The organism is Pseudoflavonifractor sp. 60 (genome assembly GCF_009911645.1).
Classification (GTDB): domain Bacteria; phylum Bacillota; class Clostridia; order Oscillospirales; family Oscillospiraceae; genus Lawsonibacter.
In genome coordinates this window covers 1-19,343 of sequence record NZ_QWKI01000088.1, presented here as the reverse complement: position 1 = coordinate 19,343, position 19,343 = coordinate 1, and the positions used below count along the sequence as shown (strand labels likewise).

Sequence of the window (19,343 nt, the reverse complement as noted above, 5' to 3'; positions counted from 1 at the left end):
TCCTTTGACAGGGGGCAAGTTTCGTATTATGCTCAAATTATACCAGGAAACAAGCAAGAAAAGTTGAGTTATGAGCGTGAAGGGAGTGTTGAAAATGAAACGGATCTTGACCTTGCTGCTGTGTACTGCACTGGCGTTGTCACTGGCTGTACCTGCCCTAGCCGCAGGCGTTCAGACAGAGCAGGAAACGGCGGCCGCCTGGCTGAAGGAGAATGGAATCCTGACTGGCGACCAGAACGGTAACCTGAACCTTGGCTCTGGCCTGACGCGAGCGGAGCTGGCTGTGATTCTGACCCGGCTCTCCAATGAAACCGGAGATATGGACCGGAACGTAGCTTACTACCGGACCATTTGCCCCTTTACCGATGTTCCGGAGTGGGCAATGCCCTTCGTCGGCTACTGCGCTGAAAAAAAGCTGATGGCTGGATACGGAAACAAGCTGTTTGGTCCTGGCGATCCAGTAACTCCGGCAGCAGCCTGTACCGTCATGCTCCGGTATCTGGACTGCCCCGCCAGCCAGTGGACCTACGCTACCGCCTGTGGCAAGGCGTCTGAGCTGGGCCTGCTCCCAGGAAGTGCGGCAGAAGGGCCTTCTATTACCCGAGGAAATATCGCTGTCCTGATCTATCGGGCTCTGAACGGCGGTAACGCAGGAAGCGTGTCTACCGCGTCAGGCTTCAGAGACGGCTACCTCACCAATGGCAAACCCATTACGGAGGAAAATGTGTTGGAGCTGCTTCAGCAGATTGAGAAAGATTGGCCCATCGGCACCATCTGGGGGACTCACAACACCTTGAACACTCACAAGAACGAGGTCCCCAGCAGTATCAGCGGCCAGATTATGCGCAGTTATCACGTCAGCAATACCTACGGCTGCGGGGCCTATGCCAGCATGGTAAGCTCCTTGATCTTTGGGGACACTGCCAACCCTGGACGCAAGCTGGACAACATTAGTGAATTGCGGCCTGGTGACATTGTGTTTGTAGTTAGTCCGGATGGAAAGGTAGGCCATGCAGTTATTTCACTAGAGTCACCAAATGAAGAAGGGCGATTCCATTATACCGATGGAAACGGCGGAGAGACCATTTGGTGGCCAGATAAAGACCATGCAAATCTCAGAAGTTATAGCTTGACCGGGTTCAGTGGTGGACAAATCCCCCATCACCTCGAGGTCTGGACGCGTTACCCAAAGGGCACACCTTATACGGGAAACAGCGTTGAGGTATGGCCCAAAGATAACAGTTAAGGAGGACAAATGCACTTAAAGCCACCAATTCCTCACATGAATAGTCCCAATCACATGCGAGGTATCAAGACTATAAGGACTGCACAATTCTGTGTGGTCCTTTTTTGCACCCAAAATCCGCTATAAGGAGGAAAATTTAATGTTGCAAAGCATAAAAACTCACTGGAGACGGACAATCTCCGGTTTGCTGGCAGTCATTATGGCAGCCGGTATGCTCCCGGCTGCAGTCTTCGCTGCCGACACATCGGATGGCAGTTCCAACCCCTACGCCCCCACTGGCAGCTTCGAGCTGAATGTGGCAGGCGCTACCGCTTGGAACGGCGGCGATGAAGCTCTCACCGTCTATAAAACCGAGAACGGCACCGCTCAGGCAACCACCATTCCCACCGCTGTGCCCTTTGCCCTTCTGGAGGACAAGGGCGGCGACAGACTGAAGGTCGGCTACCAGAATGGCGGCTGGACAGGCGGCACCCTGGATGGCACCGGCTGGGTTGACAAGGACAGCATCCTGGTCAATCTGCCTGATGTGCTCCCAAGCATCACCTATGACCGGGATAGCGGCAAGCAGTTCAATTCCCGGCTGACCCGGTTTGAATATGCCATTCCCGGCAGTTACGCCCTGGCCGAACAGCTGGCCCTGCTTCAGCAAGAGGCCATGAGCAGCGGCGAAACGCTGGTGGTCTGTCAGTCCGGGCAAAACGTGAGTATCAACCGGGCCAAGGGTGACCCTATCCAACTCCACAACTATACTTTAGATGGAGTGAGGTACCAGAAGTTCGACGCCTGGACAGAGTATGAAGCGGCGGACAACAGTCTGAGCGACCTCAGCTACAACCTGCCTTTCTCCGTGGACCGGGCATGCAGTGCAGACCCCAGCGTCACCCTGGCGGTGTTCTGCCCGCAGAGTGTCAAACGAGCCCCCTCCAAGGTCAGCGCCAGTGATCCTACTGGAGGTGTGGGCGCTTACAACCCTGGCAGCCCTGGAGGAAAAAAGCCAAGTACTTCCAATGTGGATTGGAAAACCGATCCAGATCGGACATTTCTCAGATTCACTTTAATTGAATTTCCCCAAGGCGTTGTGACTGACATCAGCACCGATGACTGGAGCACCTGGCATACCGTCGGTACTCCCCTCAACGTAGTTTGGAGCAAGGGCTGGTCCGCCGATGAATGCCGGAGCAAGGTTACCTGGTATAACTCTCAGGCGGTACGCTATAACAGCGTGGGTGCAGATGCCGCTCAACTGATGGCTGGCCCGTCTGTAGCGCATGGCGTGTATTCTTATGAAGCAACCAGCGGCCACAACAAACGCTGGGTAACAACTGCCGATGAGTTTCAGGCGGAGAGCGGTATCACCGACCAGGAGAAAGAGCAGATGTTCCACTGCAATTCCAACAGTTGGTCCAGCGGCTGGCGGGATGGTGACTACACCTCTATGTGGGGCACCGACGCTGAGTCTGTCACTCCTGGAAACCTTTATAAGGTCTACAAGGCCAACGACGCATTTCTCTATCTGCTGAACCGTCTGAGCGAGGGCGATGACGGTGCGGGCGGCGATGTCGCTGGCTGGAGTAAAGATGAAGCGATGGAACGGTGGTCGGAGTATGTCCATGATGCGGACGGCAATCTGCGCACTAAATACCGGATTATTGTGGAGACAGGCGGCATCTTTGTGGACCCGGACGGTGGCCGTCGCGCCTACACCCTGCGGGACATGATGGCTTACACGCTCTACAATAACGAAGGCAGCGGAAAGGGCAGTCTCATTCATGACCAGATGTCCACCATTGTAAACATGGCCCGCTGGATGCACCAGGGCAAGGACAACCAGTTCCTGGAATATCCGCTGGACGAAAACGGTAGCCCTACCGGTGAGGAACTGCACTCCACCAACGGTTTCCGGGAGTGCGACAGCTACGTGGATACTATTCAGTACGCTAGACCCATTCGGGATACCATCTTTTCAGAACGGCGTTCCTTTGGCCTTCATATATTCAGTCCCTTTAACTTTGAAAGTGAACCATTAAGGCCATCTTTGGAAGTAACCAAAAAAGCGGGGGCAGAAATTCCATCAGGTGAGGAATGGAGTTTTACTATAAACTATACGGCTGGTTCCCCCACCAGCTATACAGCTACTAAAGCTGTAACAGAGACTGCAAATGGCCTGAAATTTACGCTGAAAGCCGATGAAACAATCCATATTGATTTTGTAGCTGATCCATCTTTCCGCTGTGAGGTAACAGAGGATGATTCCTCCAAGCTGACCAGTATTACTGGCACAGGCGGCGTTGCTGATATGACAGCGAAAAAGTTCACCACCACCAGTAGTATTGCCAAGGCCACCTTTACTAATGGGACAGAGCCGCCCCCGCCTCCGCCGCCCCCTGATGAACCTACTCCCGGCAAGGCGATCCTGTTCAAACGGGACGCCAACACCAACAAGGGAGTTGGTCCTGCCACATTCAAGTTCAGCTCTGTGGTAAACGGGGTCTATGAGTTTGACACCAACGCCTCTGGTGAGCTGGAGGCCGTCCAGTGGTGGGACCCCACGGAAGCGGCGGGCAAGTATATCAAGCCCGGAGAGTACGTCGTTTCTGAAATCGTACCGCCCCCCAATTATGAACCCACCAGCGAGGTCCAGCAGATCAAGCTGGAGCTGGACGCGGACGGAAACCCAATCCCCGCCGGGCCCCTTGTTTTCAAGAATTTGGCCAAGGTCGGACTACGGGTGTTAAAGTATGACCGGCAGAGCCACCAGCCCATGAATGGGGTCACCTTTGAAATTTTCCGCAACGGGACTTCCATCGGCCGGTATGAGACAAAGGGCCAAGGTGAAATCTTACTGACCGGCATCGAGCCCGGAACCTACCGGGCCGTGGAGGTGGACACTGGTGATGAGGGTCACATCCTGGATACCAGCTATCAAGAGGTGGAGCTGGTCGCCGGCGGCGGTATAAAAGAGCTGATTTTCTTCAATGACACCAAGCCAGGCATGAAACTGGTGAAGGTGGACAGCTCCGACCCTTCCAAGACAATCCCCAACGCTAAGTTCCGCATCCGGGCAGTAGACGGGAGCTTTGGGCCGCAGGAATTTGTGACCAACGGCAGCGGAGAAATCGACCTGTCCAATCTGCCTATGGGGGCCTATGAAGTAACTGAGGTGGAGTGCGCTGGGTATGTTATTGACGATGCCCAGCGCATTATACATCTGAAAGCAAATGACACAGCCCAGTTTGTCTTCACCAATACGAAGAAGCCCGGTTTCCGCTTGGTAAAGACCAGTGCAGACGGTGCTCCTCTGGATGGCGTAACCTTCCGGATTGCCCCTATTGGGGATGCCGGCCGCTCCATTGACCGTACCACACAAAACGGTGGTGAGATTCTGGTGGAGGGCCTGGAGCCGGGTATCTACTCGGTGCAGGAAACCGCCACTCTGCCCAATCACATTCTGGATACAACGGAGTACCATGTTGAGCTGTCCCCCGGCAAGACATCGGAACTGCGACTGAGCAACGATAAGAAGCCGGGTTTCCGCCTGATCAAGACCAGCGCGGATGGCACTCCTCTGGATGGCGTTACCTTCCGTATTTCCAAAATCGAGGACGGCAGCCGGTATCTGGACCGCACCACCAAAAACGGCGGTGAGATTTTTGTGGAGGATCTGGAACCAGGAATGTAGTCTGTGACTGAGATTGCCACCTTGCCCGATTACATTCTGGATGAGACAGAGCACCATGTTGAGCTGTTTCCTAACCGGACATCGGAGCTTCGGCTGAAGAACGACAAGAAGCCCCTGCTTATCCTCTCGAAAATTGACGCAGACAGTCAGGAGCCCATACCCAACACTGTTCTGACTGTCAAGGCCCTGGACGGAACTTATCAGGACAACTGGAAAACCGGACCGGACGGAACCGTTTCTCTGCGGGTGGACCCCGGTGTGTATGAGGTAACGGAAAAGTCCGTTCCCTCTCCCTACTACATCCCGGACAAAGACGCTGACCGCACCCAGACCATTACCCTGGGCGCAAATGATGAAAAGACCCTCGTGTTCCGCAACCGCAAAGCGCCTGAATTGACGATCTTCAAGGAAAATTCTATCACCGGGGAGCCAATCGAGCACGCTAAATTCCACATCACCTATACCAGCAACGGCGAGGCGGCGGAGGCCCCCGCCACCATTGACTATGGCGAAGCGTTTACCGACTCCAGAGGCGAGATCAAAGTCCACGAGCTGGGCAAGCGGCTGTACCCCGGCGAATTCACCATCACCGAGGTGGAACCGGCGGACGGCTTCCAGCTGAAGGAACCCATTACACAGACGGTTATCATCCACGGCAATGAGAGCAAAACTGTCCGGTTCCAGAACACCCCTCTCAGTGCGTTGGTTGTATGGAAGTACGATTCCGTGACGAAGGAGCCAGTTGAAGGAGCCATTTTCCAGGTCAAGTATATGTCCGGGACCAGTGGCAGCGGCGGCACGGTGATCGGTACCTATAAAACCGGCCCTGGGGGTTCCTTCACCATCAACCGCCTCAAAGCGGGCGCTTACCTCGTCGAGGAATTGGCCAGCGACAGCGACCACGTCATGGAAACCGCACCCCAGACCGCCTATATCTCCGGCAAGGAGCAGGATGTGGTGCAGCTCTACTTTGGCAACAGCCCCAAGGGGGCCATTTTAATCAAGAAGATAGATTCTATGACCCATGAGCCGTTAAGCGACTGTGAATTTTTTATCACTGACAGCCACGGGACCATGCTGGGCGACGCCAACGGTAAGTTCGTGACGGACAGCGCCGGTACTATCCTGATCTCCAATATCGCCCCCGGAACCACCATCGTGGTGCGTGAAACAAGGGCCAAGGAGAACTATATCCTGGACGACGTGCCCCAGACCGCCACCATCAAGGCGGGCCAGACCGTCACCCTGGAGTTCCGCAACAAGCCCAAGGGGTCTGTCACGCTCTATAAATTCAGCAGCGTGGACCGCCGGACTCCCCTGGAGGGCGTGGGCTTCAAGATCACCTTCGCGGATGGTCAGGTCGTGGACAACATCGGCGGCAAGCTGTCCTCTAACGGAATTTATTATACCGATTCCGAGGGCCAGATCAACATCAGTGGTGTGACCGGGACGCTGATTTTTACCGAAATCTCCAGCATTCCCGGCTACCTAATCGACGAAAACCGCAAGAGTCAGACCATTGTGGTGAATCCAGGAGACCACCAGAGCGTGTACTTTTACAACATCCCAGAGAACACCCTGATCATCGAAAAGTATATCGAGGAGGAAGGCAGCGAGCACAAGCCGCTAAAGGGCGTCACCTTCCTTGTGACCGATTCCAGCGGGGCCGTCATCGGCAACAGCAACGGCGAGTTCATCTCCGGTGAGGATGGCCGGGTGGTCATCGCCGGCGTACAGCCCGGTACTACGGTCATCGCACGGGAGATCAAGGTTCCTGACGGCGTGGTGCTGGACGGCACACCCAAGACCATCAAAATCAGCGACAGCGGGGCGAACATCCTCCGCTTCTATAACAAGAAAACCGGATATTTGGTGGTCCGCAAACTGGATTCTGTTACAAAGCAGCCGCTGGCAGGCGTTGAGTTCGAGCTTACCTACGCTGACGGCAGCTTCGTGGACGACGCCTTTGGCCATCTGTCCAGCAAGGGCCGGTTCACGACCAATGACGCTGGAGAAATTCGGGTCCCCGTGGTGGGAACGGTCGTGGTCAAGGAGGTCAAGACACCCCCCACCCATGTCATCGACACAGCCACTCAGATCCAGACAGTTAAGGTGAATCCCGCCGACACGCAGACGATCACCGTGTACAATGAGCCCCTCTGTTCTTTGACGCTCCGAAAACTGGACGCAGTCACCGGGAAGCCTGTACCCAACACTGCGTTCACCTTGAAGGACGGCAACGGGACGGTCTTGGGCCGCTACACCACTGGGGCGGACGGGACTGTGACTGTAACCGGCCTCATGCCCAATTCCACCGTCGTAGTAGTGGAAACCAAGGTCCCCTCCAATTATGTTCTTGACCCCACACCCCGGACTATCATCGTCCGCAACGGCAGCAACAGCGTATCCAGCGGCGGAGCTGGTAACGGCGGGAACACAGGCACAGTTGGGGGCGGCGGCAATGACCTGACTGTGGAGAATCTGCCCAAGACCACGCTGACCATAGAAAAATACCTTGAAACTGAAACTGGTGAACAGCCCTTGAAGGGTGTGACCTTCTTGGTGACGGATTCCAGCGGTGCGGTCATCGGGTCCAACAACGGGGAGTACATTTCCGATGAAAACGGCCGCATTGTGATCCCCAATCTGGAACCGGGAATTACTGTTACCGCGAAGGAACTCAAGGTCCCGGACGGCGTGGTGCTGGATTCCACCCCCAAGAGCATTGAGATCAAGGGCGGCGAAGGTGGGCAGACGCTCCGTTTTGTCAATAAGCCTACCGGGTATCTCGTTATCAAAAAACTGAACAAGCTCACTTCTGAGCCTTTGGCTGGGGTGGAGTTCAAATTGAGCTATGCTTCCGGCGAGTTCGTGGATGACGCCTATGGACATCTGTCCTCCCTGGGACTCTATAAAACCGATCTGAATGGAGAAATCCGGGTCCCGGTTGTGGGCACCATCGTGGTCGAGGAAGTCAGGACCTTGCCCGGATTCACCATCGACCTCGGAACAAAGCGGCAGGTGGTCACGGTGAATCCCGCAGACACCCAGACGCTCACCGTCTACAATACCCCTGGAACGACGCTCACGATTCAGAAGCTGGTGACTGGCACCAAGGACAAGCCTCTGGCCGGAGTCGAGTTCCTGATCACCGATAGCAGCGGCGCCTATGTTGGCCCCAACAAGGGCATCTACAAAACGGACGAATATGGCCGCATTGTACTCTCTGATTTGAAGCCGGGCACGGTTATTACGGCGAAAGAAACCGCCACAGTAGACGGGTTCGTGCTGGACGGTACGCCGAAGTCCATTGAGATCAAGGAGGGTGAGGCACAGACCCTGACCTTCTACAACACCCCTGTGGGCGGCCTGGAGCTGATTAAGGTTTCCGAGTCGGACAAATCCCAGCGCATCAAGGGCGTGACCTTTGAGATCCGAGAGATGGACGGCGGGCTGGTGGATACCATCACCACTGGGGATAATGGCCGGGTATTCCTGCCCATGGACGCCGGCGATTTCTATGCTGTGGAGATCGAGGCGGCGGAGGGATTCAAGATCGACAGCACGCCCCACTACTTCACCATCCAGGACGGCAAGACCACCACTCTGACCGTGACCAACGCCCCCTTCTCAGGCATCATTATTCATAAGGTGAACAGTGTCACCGGCGAGGGAATCTATGATGTAAAATTCCTGCTCTATGACCAGAACAAGAATCCCATTGGCGAGTACACCACGGACGATGGCGGGTATATCTACATCGACGACCTCACCGTACAGGGCAAGGGACGGCTTTATATTCGTGAATTAGAGGCGGCCCCCGGCTATGAGCTGGACAAGGAGTACAAGACCGTCTATGTCCAGCCGGGCAAAACCATTGAGATTACCTGGGAAAACGTGCCCATCACAGGCCAAATCCAAGTCTGCAAGTACGCCGCCGAGTACAACGAGGTCACCGGCACACCCGCCGGCGCTCCCCTCCAGGGCGCTGTGTATGAAATCAGCGAGGCCCGCAGCGGAAAAGTGGTGGACTATATCAACACGGACGCCCGCGGCGTGGCCGCCTCCAAGCCCCTGCCTTTGGGCCGGTATAAAATTGTTGAGGTTACCGCTCCCGCCTATTGGCAGGTCAGCGGCAAGACCTTTGATGAAACTTTGGAGTATTCGGGCCAGATCATCAAGGTGAGCGACTACGATAAGCCCTCCAATCTGGGTGTGGTTATCACCAAACGGGGCAACAACCAGGTGCTGGCCGGGAGCCAGATGCGGTATAATTTCACCATCGCCAACACCAGCAACGTGCCACTTTCTGAGTTTTACTGGCATGATCGTATTCCCACCGACGCGGCCCGGGCCACGGTGTTCACCACCGGGACCTACAGTGCCCGGCTGAATTACCGTATCCTCTACAAGACCAACTATTCCGGAACCTACCAGGTACTGGCGTCCAACCTGATTACCAGCAGCAGTTACTCCTTCAGCCTGAACGCCATTCCCATGCAGGCAGGCGAGTATGTCACGGATATTTACTGTGATTTCGGTAAAGTGCCTGTGGGCTTCCAGTCCACCAGCAATCCCACGCTGACGGTTCAGGTTCTGGGCACTATCGCCAACGGCTATCAGATCATCAACCGGGCTGACGTGGGCGGCAAGTATCAAGGGACTTGGCAGACCGGCCAGGCTAGCTGGGTCACTGTCGTGCGCAAGCTGACCAACACAGTTATTCCCACGCTCCCCAAGACAGGCTACTAAATCAAAAGAGGGACGGTCCTCTTCAAAAGAGGATCGTCCCTACGGTTTAATGCCTTATGAACTGTGCGTCAGCAAAAGGAATCCCGTCTGTATCTGTAATATATCGCTCTGCCCGCATATGCAAATCATACTTTTCCCGCAGATTGGCGATGGTGTCCATCATTGGGGAAGCGTGGTGCATATCAATGGAGACTTGATCCTTCCAGATGTCAATCAGCAAAACTGTCTCAGGATCGTCCATAGGAAAGAAATAGGAATACCGCTCATTTCCACTCTCCTGACGGATCAAACCGGCGGTCCCGCTGCGTTCCATTTCTTCCGCAAACTTGCGGGCATTCCCGTTTTCTCCTGTATAGTACAGATTTATTACGATGCTCATAAGAGAAGTCCTCCTATTGTTTACTCTATCCTATCAACGAGGTGACCAATTTGAACATAGAATCCACATTTACTGTCCTGCGCCGGGAACAGCTTTTAATTGACCAGTCTCCCCACAGCGTACAGTTTGAACACCTGACAGAACGGCTTCTGCGTGCCTTTTCCGCCGCTGCTCTCATTCCACCGCTGACTGCGGAAGAAATTCATCTCTATGCCGCTCTTGCCCTGCTCCATGATGTGGGCAAACGGGCCATCCCGCAGGAAATCCTTAACAAACCCGGCCAGCTGACCCAAGAGGAATTTTCCATCATGAAGTCCCACACTACTCAAGGCTGTGACCTGCTGGAGCGTATCCCGGAACTCCGGGAATGCGAGGTGTTTCCGCTGATCTGCGATGTGTGCCGCCACCACCATGAGCGTTGGGACGGAAACGGCTACCCGGACCGGCTGGCCGGGGAGAAAATCACTCCCTGGGTGCAGGTGGTGGGGCTGGCGGACGCCTTTGATGCTCTCATTCACCCTCGGGTCTACAAACCAGCCTATCCCAAAGAACAGGCCAGCGACATGATTTTGTCCGGGGCTTGCGGTATCTTTAATCCGCTGCTCCTGGCCTGCTTCGCCCGGCACATCGGTGAAATCTCCCAGACTGTCTACTCCTCCGCTGGCTGAGTTTGCTTTTTCTTACGTTTAGGGGCAACGCTGTCATAGCTCAATTCCAGCAGCGGGATGATTTGGTCATCGGAAACGGAGTCGTCCAGAACAATAGAGATCCAATGGTTTTTATTCATGTGGTATGCCGGGAAAAAACCTTTCGTCGAGAGAAGGGAACCAATCATGATGGTATCGCATTTTATGTCCATGATGTCGAGGGCTTCGCCACTTGGCAGGCCCAGCTTTTCCGGGAGAACGCGCATCATGGCAGCATACCACTTCTTACTGGTGGGATGGCGGAATACTGCATTGCCTGGACTGTCTGCCCAAAGATATTCCGCCTCCGTTCCGAAGGTTTCCTGTATGTACTGTGTGATACGTCCACGCTGCGAGTATTCAGCCATTTTCATCCCCCTGGAACTCTTTCAAGTGTTCCTCATACTCCTGCCGCTCCATCTCGTTGGCCTCACGGACAGCGTATTTCCCACAGTCGGGGCACTGCTCCGGCTCAACAGTGCGGCTGAAGATAAAGCGGCACTTATCGCATACAAAAATCATTTTCATCACCCGGAGAATCAGTATATCAGCTTTCTTGCTGATTATCAACTGTCAATCCCCGCAGGAAAGAGTGGCCAGGCCGCTCTATTTTTACACCCGAAGGAGGGGTATCTTTTGAAGAAACAAAACTTTTGGGGGCGGCTCGGCCCCCGGCTCCCCAAATATTACACCCAGACGATGGTGGCAGTCGTGCTGTGCGCCTGCATGGTGACGCCCGCCTTTGCCCTGGATGATATGTGGACTGTCGCCAACCGGATCATCGTGGATGTGTACGGAAAAATCGCCGGCGTCAGTACTGTCCTGGCTGGCCTGATGTCTGCTGTGGCCGTGGTGGGCGCTAAGCTGTCCAATAACCAGCACAAGGTGGATCAGGCCTGGGACTGGCTTAAACGTATCTGGATCGCCTGGATGATTATTAACGGGATCGGGGCCTTTATTGCCTATGTAACCCCGCTGTTTAGTGGCCTGGCTACCCTGACGCCCTGACCTTATCCCGCAGGAAATTATAAAAGGGGGGAGTTACGACTTTATTGTCAAAAGCAAAATGATAATTACAGATGTATTCAGTACAAATAAAAAGTACGACCTGATTTATACGGATCCTCCATGGCCGCAAAAGAAAGGAAATATTCGGAGATGCCGTCCCAATCAGGGCAGACAGCTTGATTATCCGACTATGTCGGTGGATGGCTGCTTTAAGACACAAGACCCGTTTTTTGCGCGAACAAGTGAAAAGCACAACATATTCATTTGGACAATAGACAAGTTTTTACTGGAAACATCAGTCCAGATGGAAAAACGTGGGTATAAACTCCATGCCCGTTTCATTTGGGATAAGGAAAATGGAATTGCACCTGCGTTTACTGTCAGATTCAGCCATGAATATCTGCTGTGGTTCTATAAGCCGAATAGCATTCTGATGCCGAGACGGGAATGTTTTGGCAAGTACACAACGGTTATGCGGGAACCTGCTTCATACCATAGCTGCAAGCCAGTTTGCGCCTACGAAATGCTGGAAGATATGTTTTGTGGCGCAGAGAGGATAGAGCTTTTCGCAAGGCGGCAGCGGCCAGGGTGGGACTGCTGGGGAAATGATATAGGAGGGATTGATTCTGCTTGAATTTATCTTTCAAGGCTTCTTTGAGTGGGTCTACAGCCTGATTCTGGACATATGGAATTATTTCACGTCGTCCCTTCTGGGCGTCATGAGTCTGGATTTTGCCTACTTAAAGACCCATATCCCCGTCATGGGGGACATACAGCAAATCCTTTTGGCTGTGGGCTGGGCGCTGCTGCTGGGCAACCTGGTGTTCCAGGCTCTGCGGAGCATGGCCTCCGGGCTGGGCTTCGAGGGCGAGGACCCCAAACTGCTCTTTGCCCGGACCTTTGTATTTGGCTTTCTGCTCCTGGCCAGTCCGCAGATCTGTGAGACAGTCCTGGGGCTGACCAGCACAGTGATTGCGCTGCTGGAAGTTCCAGACGCCATCAATGTCCAACTGGTGGATGGCAGCGTGATCGGTGTCTTTACCGCCTCCTGGATATTGGTTATTATCTTCGACCTTATTACCATGTTCATGGTGCTCTCTCTGCTGCTGGAAGTTGCGGAGCGGTATATGGTGCTGGCTATGCTCACCATCACCGCTCCGCTGGCCTTTGCCATGGGCGGCAGCAAGAGCACATCGGAGATTTTCGCCGGCTGGTGTCGGATGTTCGGCAGCATGTGTCTGCTCATGGCCACCAACATCGTCTTTTTCAAAATGCTGCTCTCAGTGGTGTCCACCGTCCCCAGCTTCCCGGATGTATTCCTGTGGATGGTGCTCATTATCAGCATTGTGAAGGTGGCGAAAAAAGCAGATGAGATCATCACCCGCATTGGCTTGAATCCGGCCATTACCGGAAACAAATCCAGCCTCCCCGGCGTAATCGCCTATACCGTATTCCGAACTGCTCTGTCCATGGTGACAAAGGGGGCGGCGAACGGGATCGGCGGCGCACTGGGGCTGACCGGAAAAGCGGCGGCAGGCGTTGGCAAGGGTGCCGGCGTAGGTAAAGGCGCGACAAGCAGAGCCTTCAAGGGTTTCGGTGCAGCAGGAGCGGCGAGCACAGTTGGCGGAATCGGTGGTGCTGCGGTTGGCGCAGCTGTAGGAGGAATCGGCGGAGCGGCGGCACAGGCAGCTGAAGGTCCCCGCTATGGCGGCGGTCGGGCACAGCAGTCCAACACTCAGCAGGAACATACTTCCCAAAGCCAGCAGACCCAGCAAAATACATCCCACTCCCAGCCTGGAACTCAACAGCAGACCTCAACGCGGGAGCGGACAACGGACAGCCGCACGATGGGACCGGGCGGCATGTTCCGCACAGATCAGTCCAGCAGGAAAACGTCCGTACAGCCCGGTACGCATCGGGCTCCCGGCTATGTCAGGCCGTCTGACGGACAGACAACAGAAAAATCCACTTCCCAGAGAAATTCTTCCAGCTCCACAGGATTCACCGGCTTCCACGGACCGCAGGGCGGCGGCTTTACAGGCAGCGCGCCCAGCAGAGGCGGTGGATTTACCGGGGGCCGGGGAGGCGGCTTCTTCAGGAACGCCCAGAAGGGCGGTGGTTTCACTGGCGAGGGTACTCCCCGTGGCGGAGGTTTCTCCAAGGATACCTCCAGGGGCAGCGGTTTCGCTGGTGCTCCCAGGGGTGGAGGCTTTACCGGAAAGGGTGTTCCGCGCGGCGGTGGTTTTGGCGGCAGTTTCAGCGATACTCGCAGTGGTTTTGGCGGAGCTGGAGCAAAAACAGAGACGCCCCGCGGCGGCGGTACGTTCGGCGGCCAGCCAAGCGGCACGGCCAGGGGAACCGGCTTTGGCGGTACATCCTCCAAAATCTCACAGAAAACAGAAGTCACCCAATCCGGCACAGCAGGAACCGGAACACCTCCGACTGCTGGTAAGCCTGGTGTCAGTGCGTCAGGTCCTCAGCCTGGTACAGCAGGAATGGGCACTCGCAGTACCCAGCGCCCCGGCACAGCAGGAATACCCCGCCGTCTCCAGCCGTGCCTTCGTTTGGGGGGCAGGGGGCCAGTCCGGCACAGCAGGAACACCGTCAGGCCTCCGGGAAGGGTAAGCCTCCAGTGAAAGGCGGCGGCCATGTCCCACGTCCCGGCATAGCAGGAACAGCGACACCTCCAGCCACCAAATTGTCCGGTGGCAGTGCGCCGGGCTCCCAGTCCGATACAGCAGGAAAGCAGGCCCGCAGTACCCAGCGGCCTCCCCCTACTGAATCCCGGCACAGCAGGAATATTCCGCTGTCCCCAACCGTGCCCCCGTCCGGGGCACAGAGCTCCAGTCCGGCACAGCAGGAACCGCGCCGGGCCTCCGGGAAGGACAAGCCCCCGATGAAGAACGACGGCTCCGTCTCTCGCCCCGGCATGGCAGGAACTGCGCCAAGCTCCCGTACACCACCGAGCCAAAAGCTGGGCGGCGGGCCATCGAAACAGAAGCCCACACGACAGACCAAACGGGAAGGAGGTCCCACAAGTGTATAGCACAAAAACTACATCTATCCTGCCCAAAATCATTTCAGGTGTTCTGGCCGCTGTTTTGCTCCTGCCCATGCTGATTTTCACGGCGCTGCCCAACACCATGTTCGGCTACAACAGCGCCATGGATCAGGGGGTGGCGGACTTTACCGCCTCCGCCCGGCGGCTGACCAACGCATACCAGAATATTGCACAGAAAAATCAATCAGCCCTGGAACGCTTAGTCAACAGCATCCTCCCCGGCTTCTCCGACTACGACGACTACCAGGTGACGGACGGTTCAGGGGGCATGAATCAGAACTGGCTTATCGCCATCGGTTCTGTCCGGTATAAGCAGGACCTTAACGTCATGGACGGCGACGCTCTGGAGGATTTGCTCTTTGGCAAGCTGGACTACTCCGCCTCCATCACTGACCGGGTGCTGAATATCTCCGTCTGGGACTTGACCCCGGAGGCCTACATGGACCGGCTGGGCTTTTCTCAGGCGGAGAAGGACTGGGCCTCGCTGCTCTACTCCGTCATGGAGGAGGACCAGCGGGTGTCCATCGGTGATACGGATGGCACAGGCTACTACGGGACCGACTACGGCGACATTGTATTTTCCAATGCTGAGACCCCCGTGGTCTACTACAATCAGACGGATGCCCGCTGGGGAAATAAATCCTACGGCAAGACCAGCACCATCGGCCGGGCGGGCTGTGGTCCCACGGCCCTGGCTATCGCTGTGGCCTCCCTGACCAATAATAAGGTTACACCCTACGATGTGGCCCAGTGGTCCGTGGCGAATGGTGGTATGTGCGAGGGCAGCGGGAGCTATCACAGCCTGATTCCCAACGGCGGCCGGCACTATGGTCTCACCGTCACCAACATTGGCCGGGATGGAAAAAAGCTGGTGGAGGCTCTGCAAGAGGGTAAGCTGGTCATCGCCATTATGTCCAAGGGCCACTTTACCAACAGCGGACACTTTATCGTCCTGCGGGGCGTTACCGAGGAAGGGAAGCTTCTGGTGGCCGACCCGGCCAGCGTCAAACGGAGCAACAAGGAGTGGGACCTGAGAATCGTCACCAGTGAGGCCAGCCGCAAGGTTGGCTCTGCCGGCGGACCGTTCTGGGTCCTGTCTCCATGAGAGGGGGCAAACACTTTGGAAGGAAAAACAAATCTGAGGGCGCTGCGTCTGCGGTATGACATTCCGCTGTCGGAGCTCTCGGCGGTCTCCGGGTTGTCCAACCAGTACATCAGCCGGGCGGAGCTGGGGGAAATTTCCCCCACGCCCCGCCTGGAGGAAAAGCTGGGGGCCGCTGTGGCCGCCGTGATCGCCCAGCGGCATGAGCGAATCGGCGCGTTAAAACGGAGCTTCATGGCCTGTAAAGGCCGTCTGCTCCAAAGGAAGGAGAGTGTCCCAGATGAATGAGACCTACTATATCCCTACCAACTTCACCGATGCCGGCCGGGTTATGGGACTGTTTGAAATTCGCAACATGATCGAGGCCGTCCTGCTCACCCTGCCCACCCTGTACCTGTGCGTCGTCCTGCTGCCCCTGGCTCTGACACCCAAGATCATGGTCACGCTGACCATCATCGTACCCATCGGCGGCTTCGGGCTCATCGGGATCAGCGATGACAGCCTGACCCGCTGGCTTGGCTGCTGGTGGCATTGGCGGAAAAAACGCCGCCTGATTTTTTACCGAGGGGAGTGCAAGAATTGAACGTAAAAGAACTGATTTTCGGCGGCATTGTCAAAACCGCCGGGGGCGGGGCCTGGCGGGACAGCATCCAGGCCTGGCTGCCCATCAAGAACATCGTGGGCGGGGTGGTAGTGACCCGGGATAACCGCTTTGTCAAGATTCTGGAGGTGCTGCCGGTGAACATCTACCTCAAATCGCCCAACGACCGGCAAAACATCATCTCCAGCTACGCCGCCTACCTGAAGATCGCCCCGGACAGTCTCCAGCTGGAGGCCCGGACGCTGCCCGCCGATACCGCCGCCTATGTGGATCGGATGCGGGAGTACGCCGAACACGAGGACAACGAGTGCTGCCGGGAGATGATCGAGGACAACATCACCCAGATTGGTGAGGGGGTGGCTAGCGACGCCATCCGCCACCGCTTCTTTCTCATTTTCCAGTACGAGGCCAACATGAAGTCTAAGGGCCACAGCGTTGGGGCCATCATCCAGCGGCTGAACGAGGAGGCGGACACCGCCCGGCGGTATCTGGACATGTGCGAACTGGAGGTGCTGGAGCCCCGCTTCTCCGATGATTTCATCCTGAAGCTGCTCTACGAGATCATCAACAAGCGCACCAGCCAGCGGGTCAAACTGCCCGAGGGTGTCTTTGACATGACTACTGCCATCCACGGGATTTATGAGTAATGGGCACGAAAAACAGCCCTCATCTGGTTTTCAAATGTTCCAAGGCCCAAACGGTGACCGGCTTAAAAATAGCATAAAGGAAATAACCCAAAGCTCCGCCGATTACATTCGTAATCAGGTCCGTGATGTCCGAGGAGCGGTCAAAAAACGGCTGTAAGATCTCAATACTAAAGCTCATTAAAAAGCAGAAAAACACCGTCACTCCAAATATGGCCCTTTTGCCCCGGGTCAGAGGAAACAGGAAACCAAAGGGCAAGGTCATGATAACATTCAAGACTACTTGCCTGAAAAAATCTCCTCTTCCCAAAGAAACATCAATAAATGGCACCAGATTCATGGGCTTATAGGGGTGGTCCAGCATGAATGGGATAGATACAATTATCGGCATCATAGTAAAAAAGAGCACTAACGAGAGATAGGCATATATGAGAGTGTTGACAAGCAGGACATCTCTGCCTTGGACCCGCCATTTCCTAAAAAAAACGAAAGCATACAGGAAAATCAACGCTATAAAGTCTATGAAATATTTTATCAGGTACTTCATTGTAGCAGTCCTTTCCATTTACCACTCTACTCAAATTCCAGTTTGTGACTGTTTCATTTTCTAAACTATATCATACTATCCGGCCCTGTTCAAGGTCTGAAAAATTGTGGTCGTAACATTTAGAAGGAGTAAAAAATGCAAAAGAAAACAGCAAAGCTACCAGCAAAGGTGGCAAAAAAGAAGAAACCTCCGGTCAAAAAGCAGGACCAGAAGTTTTCCCTCAAACGCCTAATCATGGGCGAGGAAAAGCCCGACCTCACCGAGCTGGAGGCTGGGTCCACCACCGTTCTGGACATTCTCTCTCCCACCACCATCGACACCAAGAGCCGGGACTACATCGTAGTGGACGGCATTTTTCATGCCTGCCTCTACGTCGCCGGCTACGGCTACTCCACTACCGTGGGTTCCTGCTGGCTGGCTCCGCTGGTGGAAGCCGGGGAGGGCGTCAACCTCAGTTTTATCTTCAAGCGCCAGTCCAAAGAAAAGATCTTGTCCAAGATCGCCCAGACCACCATGGTCAACCGCTCCCGGATGCGGGACGTGGGCGACACCCGCCAGGACTTCGAGGAGCTGGACAGCGCGATTAGTTCCGGACTCTACCTGAAGGATGCCATGAATCGAAACGGGGAGGATTTCTATTATATGCACACGCTCCTTGAGGTCACGGCGGAGGACGCTGAAACACTGGAGCAGCGGGTGACGGCGGTGGAGAAGCTGTGCGTCTCCATCGACATGATCGCCCGGCGCTGCGACTACAAGAACGAGCAGGCGTTTCTCTCTATGCTCCCGCTGCTGGCCCTGGACCCGGATGTGGAGCGCAAGTCCCGGCGCAACGCCCTGACAAGCGGGGTGGCCGCAGCCTTCCCCTTCGCCTCCTACGAGCTGAGCGACCGCAACGGTATTTTCCTGGGCCTCAATCTCTACAACCGCTCTCCGGTGTTCCTGGATTTTTTTGACGACTACAAGTACACCAACGGCAACTGCTGGATCGGCGGCTCCTCCGGGGCGGGCAAAACCTTTACCCTCCAGTGTCTAGGTGGGCGGCTGCGGCAGCAGGGCAAGCGGGTCATTTTCATTGTGCCGAAAAAAGGCCACGAGTTCCGCCCCCTGTGCGAGCTGCTGGGCGGGCTGTACCTACGGCTGTCGCCCTCCTCCAAAGACTGCCCCAACATCATGGCCATCCGGAGAAAATCCCTGGACAGCTATGCCGGGCTTCGAGACATGGCCGCCCGGGACGATTCTGTCCTGGCCGACAAGATTTCCCGGCTGATTATCTGGTATTCCCTCCAGAAGCGGGACCTCTCGGATGAAGATAAAAACCATCTGGATTCCTCTCTGGTGGAGTGCTACCGGCGGTACGGGATTACCTTCGACAACGCCACCATCACCGATGAAACCGGGGCTTTTGTGGAGATGCCCATCCTGCCGGACTGGTATGAAGTCCTCTCCGGCAACCCGGAGACAAAGCACCTGGCCGTAGTGCTGGCCCGATACGTTACCGGCTCCGCCTCGGCCATGGGTCAGCGCAACGATATTGACCTCAATAATAAGTACATCGTGCTGGACACCTCCGGGATGCCTGATGACCTGCTGCTCCCCGGTATCTTCTGGGCCACCGATGTGGCCAACGACCTGATT

Annotated in this window: 16 protein-coding genes; 12 read left to right on the top strand and 4 right to left on the bottom strand. The window is 55.5% G+C overall.

Annotated features, from left to right (window positions below):
- Positions 1-94 precede the first annotated feature (94 nt).
- From D1646_RS10370 to D1646_RS10360, 3 genes are all read left to right on the top strand, one after another.
- A complete protein-coding gene (locus D1646_RS10370; RefSeq protein WP_160636390.1) occupies positions 95-1,246 on the top strand; it encodes an S-layer homology domain-containing protein in 1,152 nt (383 codons plus the stop codon).
- Positions 1,247-1,385: 139 nt separating this feature from the next.
- Positions 1,386-4,925 carry a SpaA isopeptide-forming pilin-related protein gene (locus D1646_RS10365; RefSeq protein WP_160636389.1) on the top strand — a complete coding sequence of 1,180 codons (3,540 nt, stop codon included), beginning with the start codon at positions 1,386-1,388 and terminating at the stop codon, positions 4,923-4,925.
- Positions 4,926-4,928: 3 nt separating this feature from the next.
- Positions 4,929-9,677: a SpaA isopeptide-forming pilin-related protein gene (locus D1646_RS10360; protein ID WP_160636388.1), complete on the top strand. Its 4,749-nt coding sequence runs from the start codon at positions 4,929-4,931 to the stop codon at positions 9,675-9,677.
- 46 nt (positions 9,678-9,723) lie between these two features.
- On the opposite strand, the gene D1646_RS10355 is transcribed toward D1646_RS10360, so the two are convergent.
- Positions 9,724-10,056, bottom strand: coding sequence for an antibiotic biosynthesis monooxygenase family protein (locus D1646_RS10355; RefSeq protein ID WP_160636387.1), 333 nt, complete (start codon positions 10,054-10,056; stop codon positions 9,724-9,726).
- A 50-nt stretch (positions 10,057-10,106) separates the two neighbouring features.
- Here D1646_RS10355 and D1646_RS10350 point away from each other — a divergent pair, with 50 nt between their 5' ends.
- Positions 10,107-10,724 carry an HD domain-containing phosphohydrolase gene (locus D1646_RS10350; protein ID WP_160636386.1) on the top strand — a complete coding sequence of 206 codons (618 nt, stop codon included), beginning with the start codon at positions 10,107-10,109 and terminating at the stop codon, positions 10,722-10,724.
- On the opposite strand, the gene D1646_RS10345 is transcribed toward D1646_RS10350, so the two are convergent.
- Positions 10,706-11,110: an MmcQ/YjbR family DNA-binding protein gene (locus D1646_RS10345; protein ID WP_160636385.1), complete on the bottom strand. Its 405-nt coding sequence runs from the start codon at positions 11,108-11,110 to the stop codon at positions 10,706-10,708. The genes D1646_RS10350 and D1646_RS10345 overlap by 19 nt on opposite strands.
- Positions 11,103-11,264, bottom strand: a complete 162-nt coding sequence (locus D1646_RS22685; RefSeq protein ID WP_201754627.1) for a hypothetical protein — start codon at positions 11,262-11,264, stop codon at positions 11,103-11,105. Before D1646_RS22685 ends, D1646_RS10345 begins: the two co-directional genes overlap by 8 nt.
- Positions 11,265-11,378: 114 nt before the next feature.
- Between D1646_RS22685 and D1646_RS10340 the strand changes: the two genes are divergently transcribed.
- The 7 genes from D1646_RS10340 (at position 11,379) to D1646_RS10310 (ending at position 17,161) form a co-directional block, all read left to right on the top strand.
- A complete protein-coding gene (locus D1646_RS10340) occupies positions 11,379-11,750 on the top strand; it encodes a hypothetical protein (protein ID WP_243154118.1) in 372 nt (123 codons plus the stop codon).
- 58 nt (positions 11,751-11,808) lie between these two features.
- The gene (locus D1646_RS10335) at positions 11,809-12,384 is read left to right on the top strand and encodes an MT-A70 family methyltransferase (RefSeq protein WP_160636384.1); all 576 of its coding nucleotides are present in this window, start codon (positions 11,809-11,811) and stop codon (positions 12,382-12,384) included.
- Complete coding sequence (locus D1646_RS10330) at positions 12,371-14,386, top strand: hypothetical protein (protein ID WP_160636383.1); 2,016 nt, start codon at positions 12,371-12,373, stop codon at positions 14,384-14,386. The genes D1646_RS10335 and D1646_RS10330 overlap by 14 nt, the downstream gene beginning before the upstream one ends.
- Positions 14,387-14,788: 402 nt before the next feature.
- Positions 14,789-15,916 (top strand): C39 family peptidase, encoded by a 1,128-nt coding sequence (locus D1646_RS23945; RefSeq protein ID WP_347565187.1) that lies wholly within the window; start codon positions 14,789-14,791, stop codon positions 15,914-15,916.
- Between the two features lie 15 nt (positions 15,917-15,931).
- Complete coding sequence (locus tag D1646_RS10320) at positions 15,932-16,201, top strand: helix-turn-helix transcriptional regulator (RefSeq protein ID WP_160636382.1); 270 nt, start codon at positions 15,932-15,934, stop codon at positions 16,199-16,201.
- Positions 16,194-16,496 carry a hypothetical protein gene (locus tag D1646_RS10315; RefSeq protein WP_160636381.1) on the top strand — a complete coding sequence of 101 codons (303 nt, stop codon included), beginning with the start codon at positions 16,194-16,196 and terminating at the stop codon, positions 16,494-16,496. Before D1646_RS10320 ends, D1646_RS10315 begins: the two co-directional genes overlap by 8 nt.
- On the top strand, positions 16,484-17,161 hold the full coding sequence (locus D1646_RS10310; RefSeq protein ID WP_347565186.1) for a hypothetical protein: 678 nt from the start codon (positions 16,484-16,486) through the stop codon (positions 17,159-17,161). Before D1646_RS10315 ends, D1646_RS10310 begins: the two co-directional genes overlap by 13 nt.
- 19 nt (positions 17,162-17,180) lie before the next feature.
- On the opposite strand, the gene D1646_RS10305 is transcribed toward D1646_RS10310, so the two are convergent.
- Positions 17,181-17,705 (bottom strand): VanZ family protein, encoded by a 525-nt coding sequence (locus tag D1646_RS10305; protein ID WP_160636379.1) that lies wholly within the window; start codon positions 17,703-17,705, stop codon positions 17,181-17,183.
- A gap of 135 nt (positions 17,706-17,840) precedes the next feature.
- On the opposite strand from D1646_RS10305, the gene D1646_RS10300 reads away from it, so the two are divergent.
- The coding region (locus tag D1646_RS10300; protein ID WP_243154117.1) for a hypothetical protein at positions 17,841-19,343 on the top strand (1,503 nt) is incomplete at its 3' end.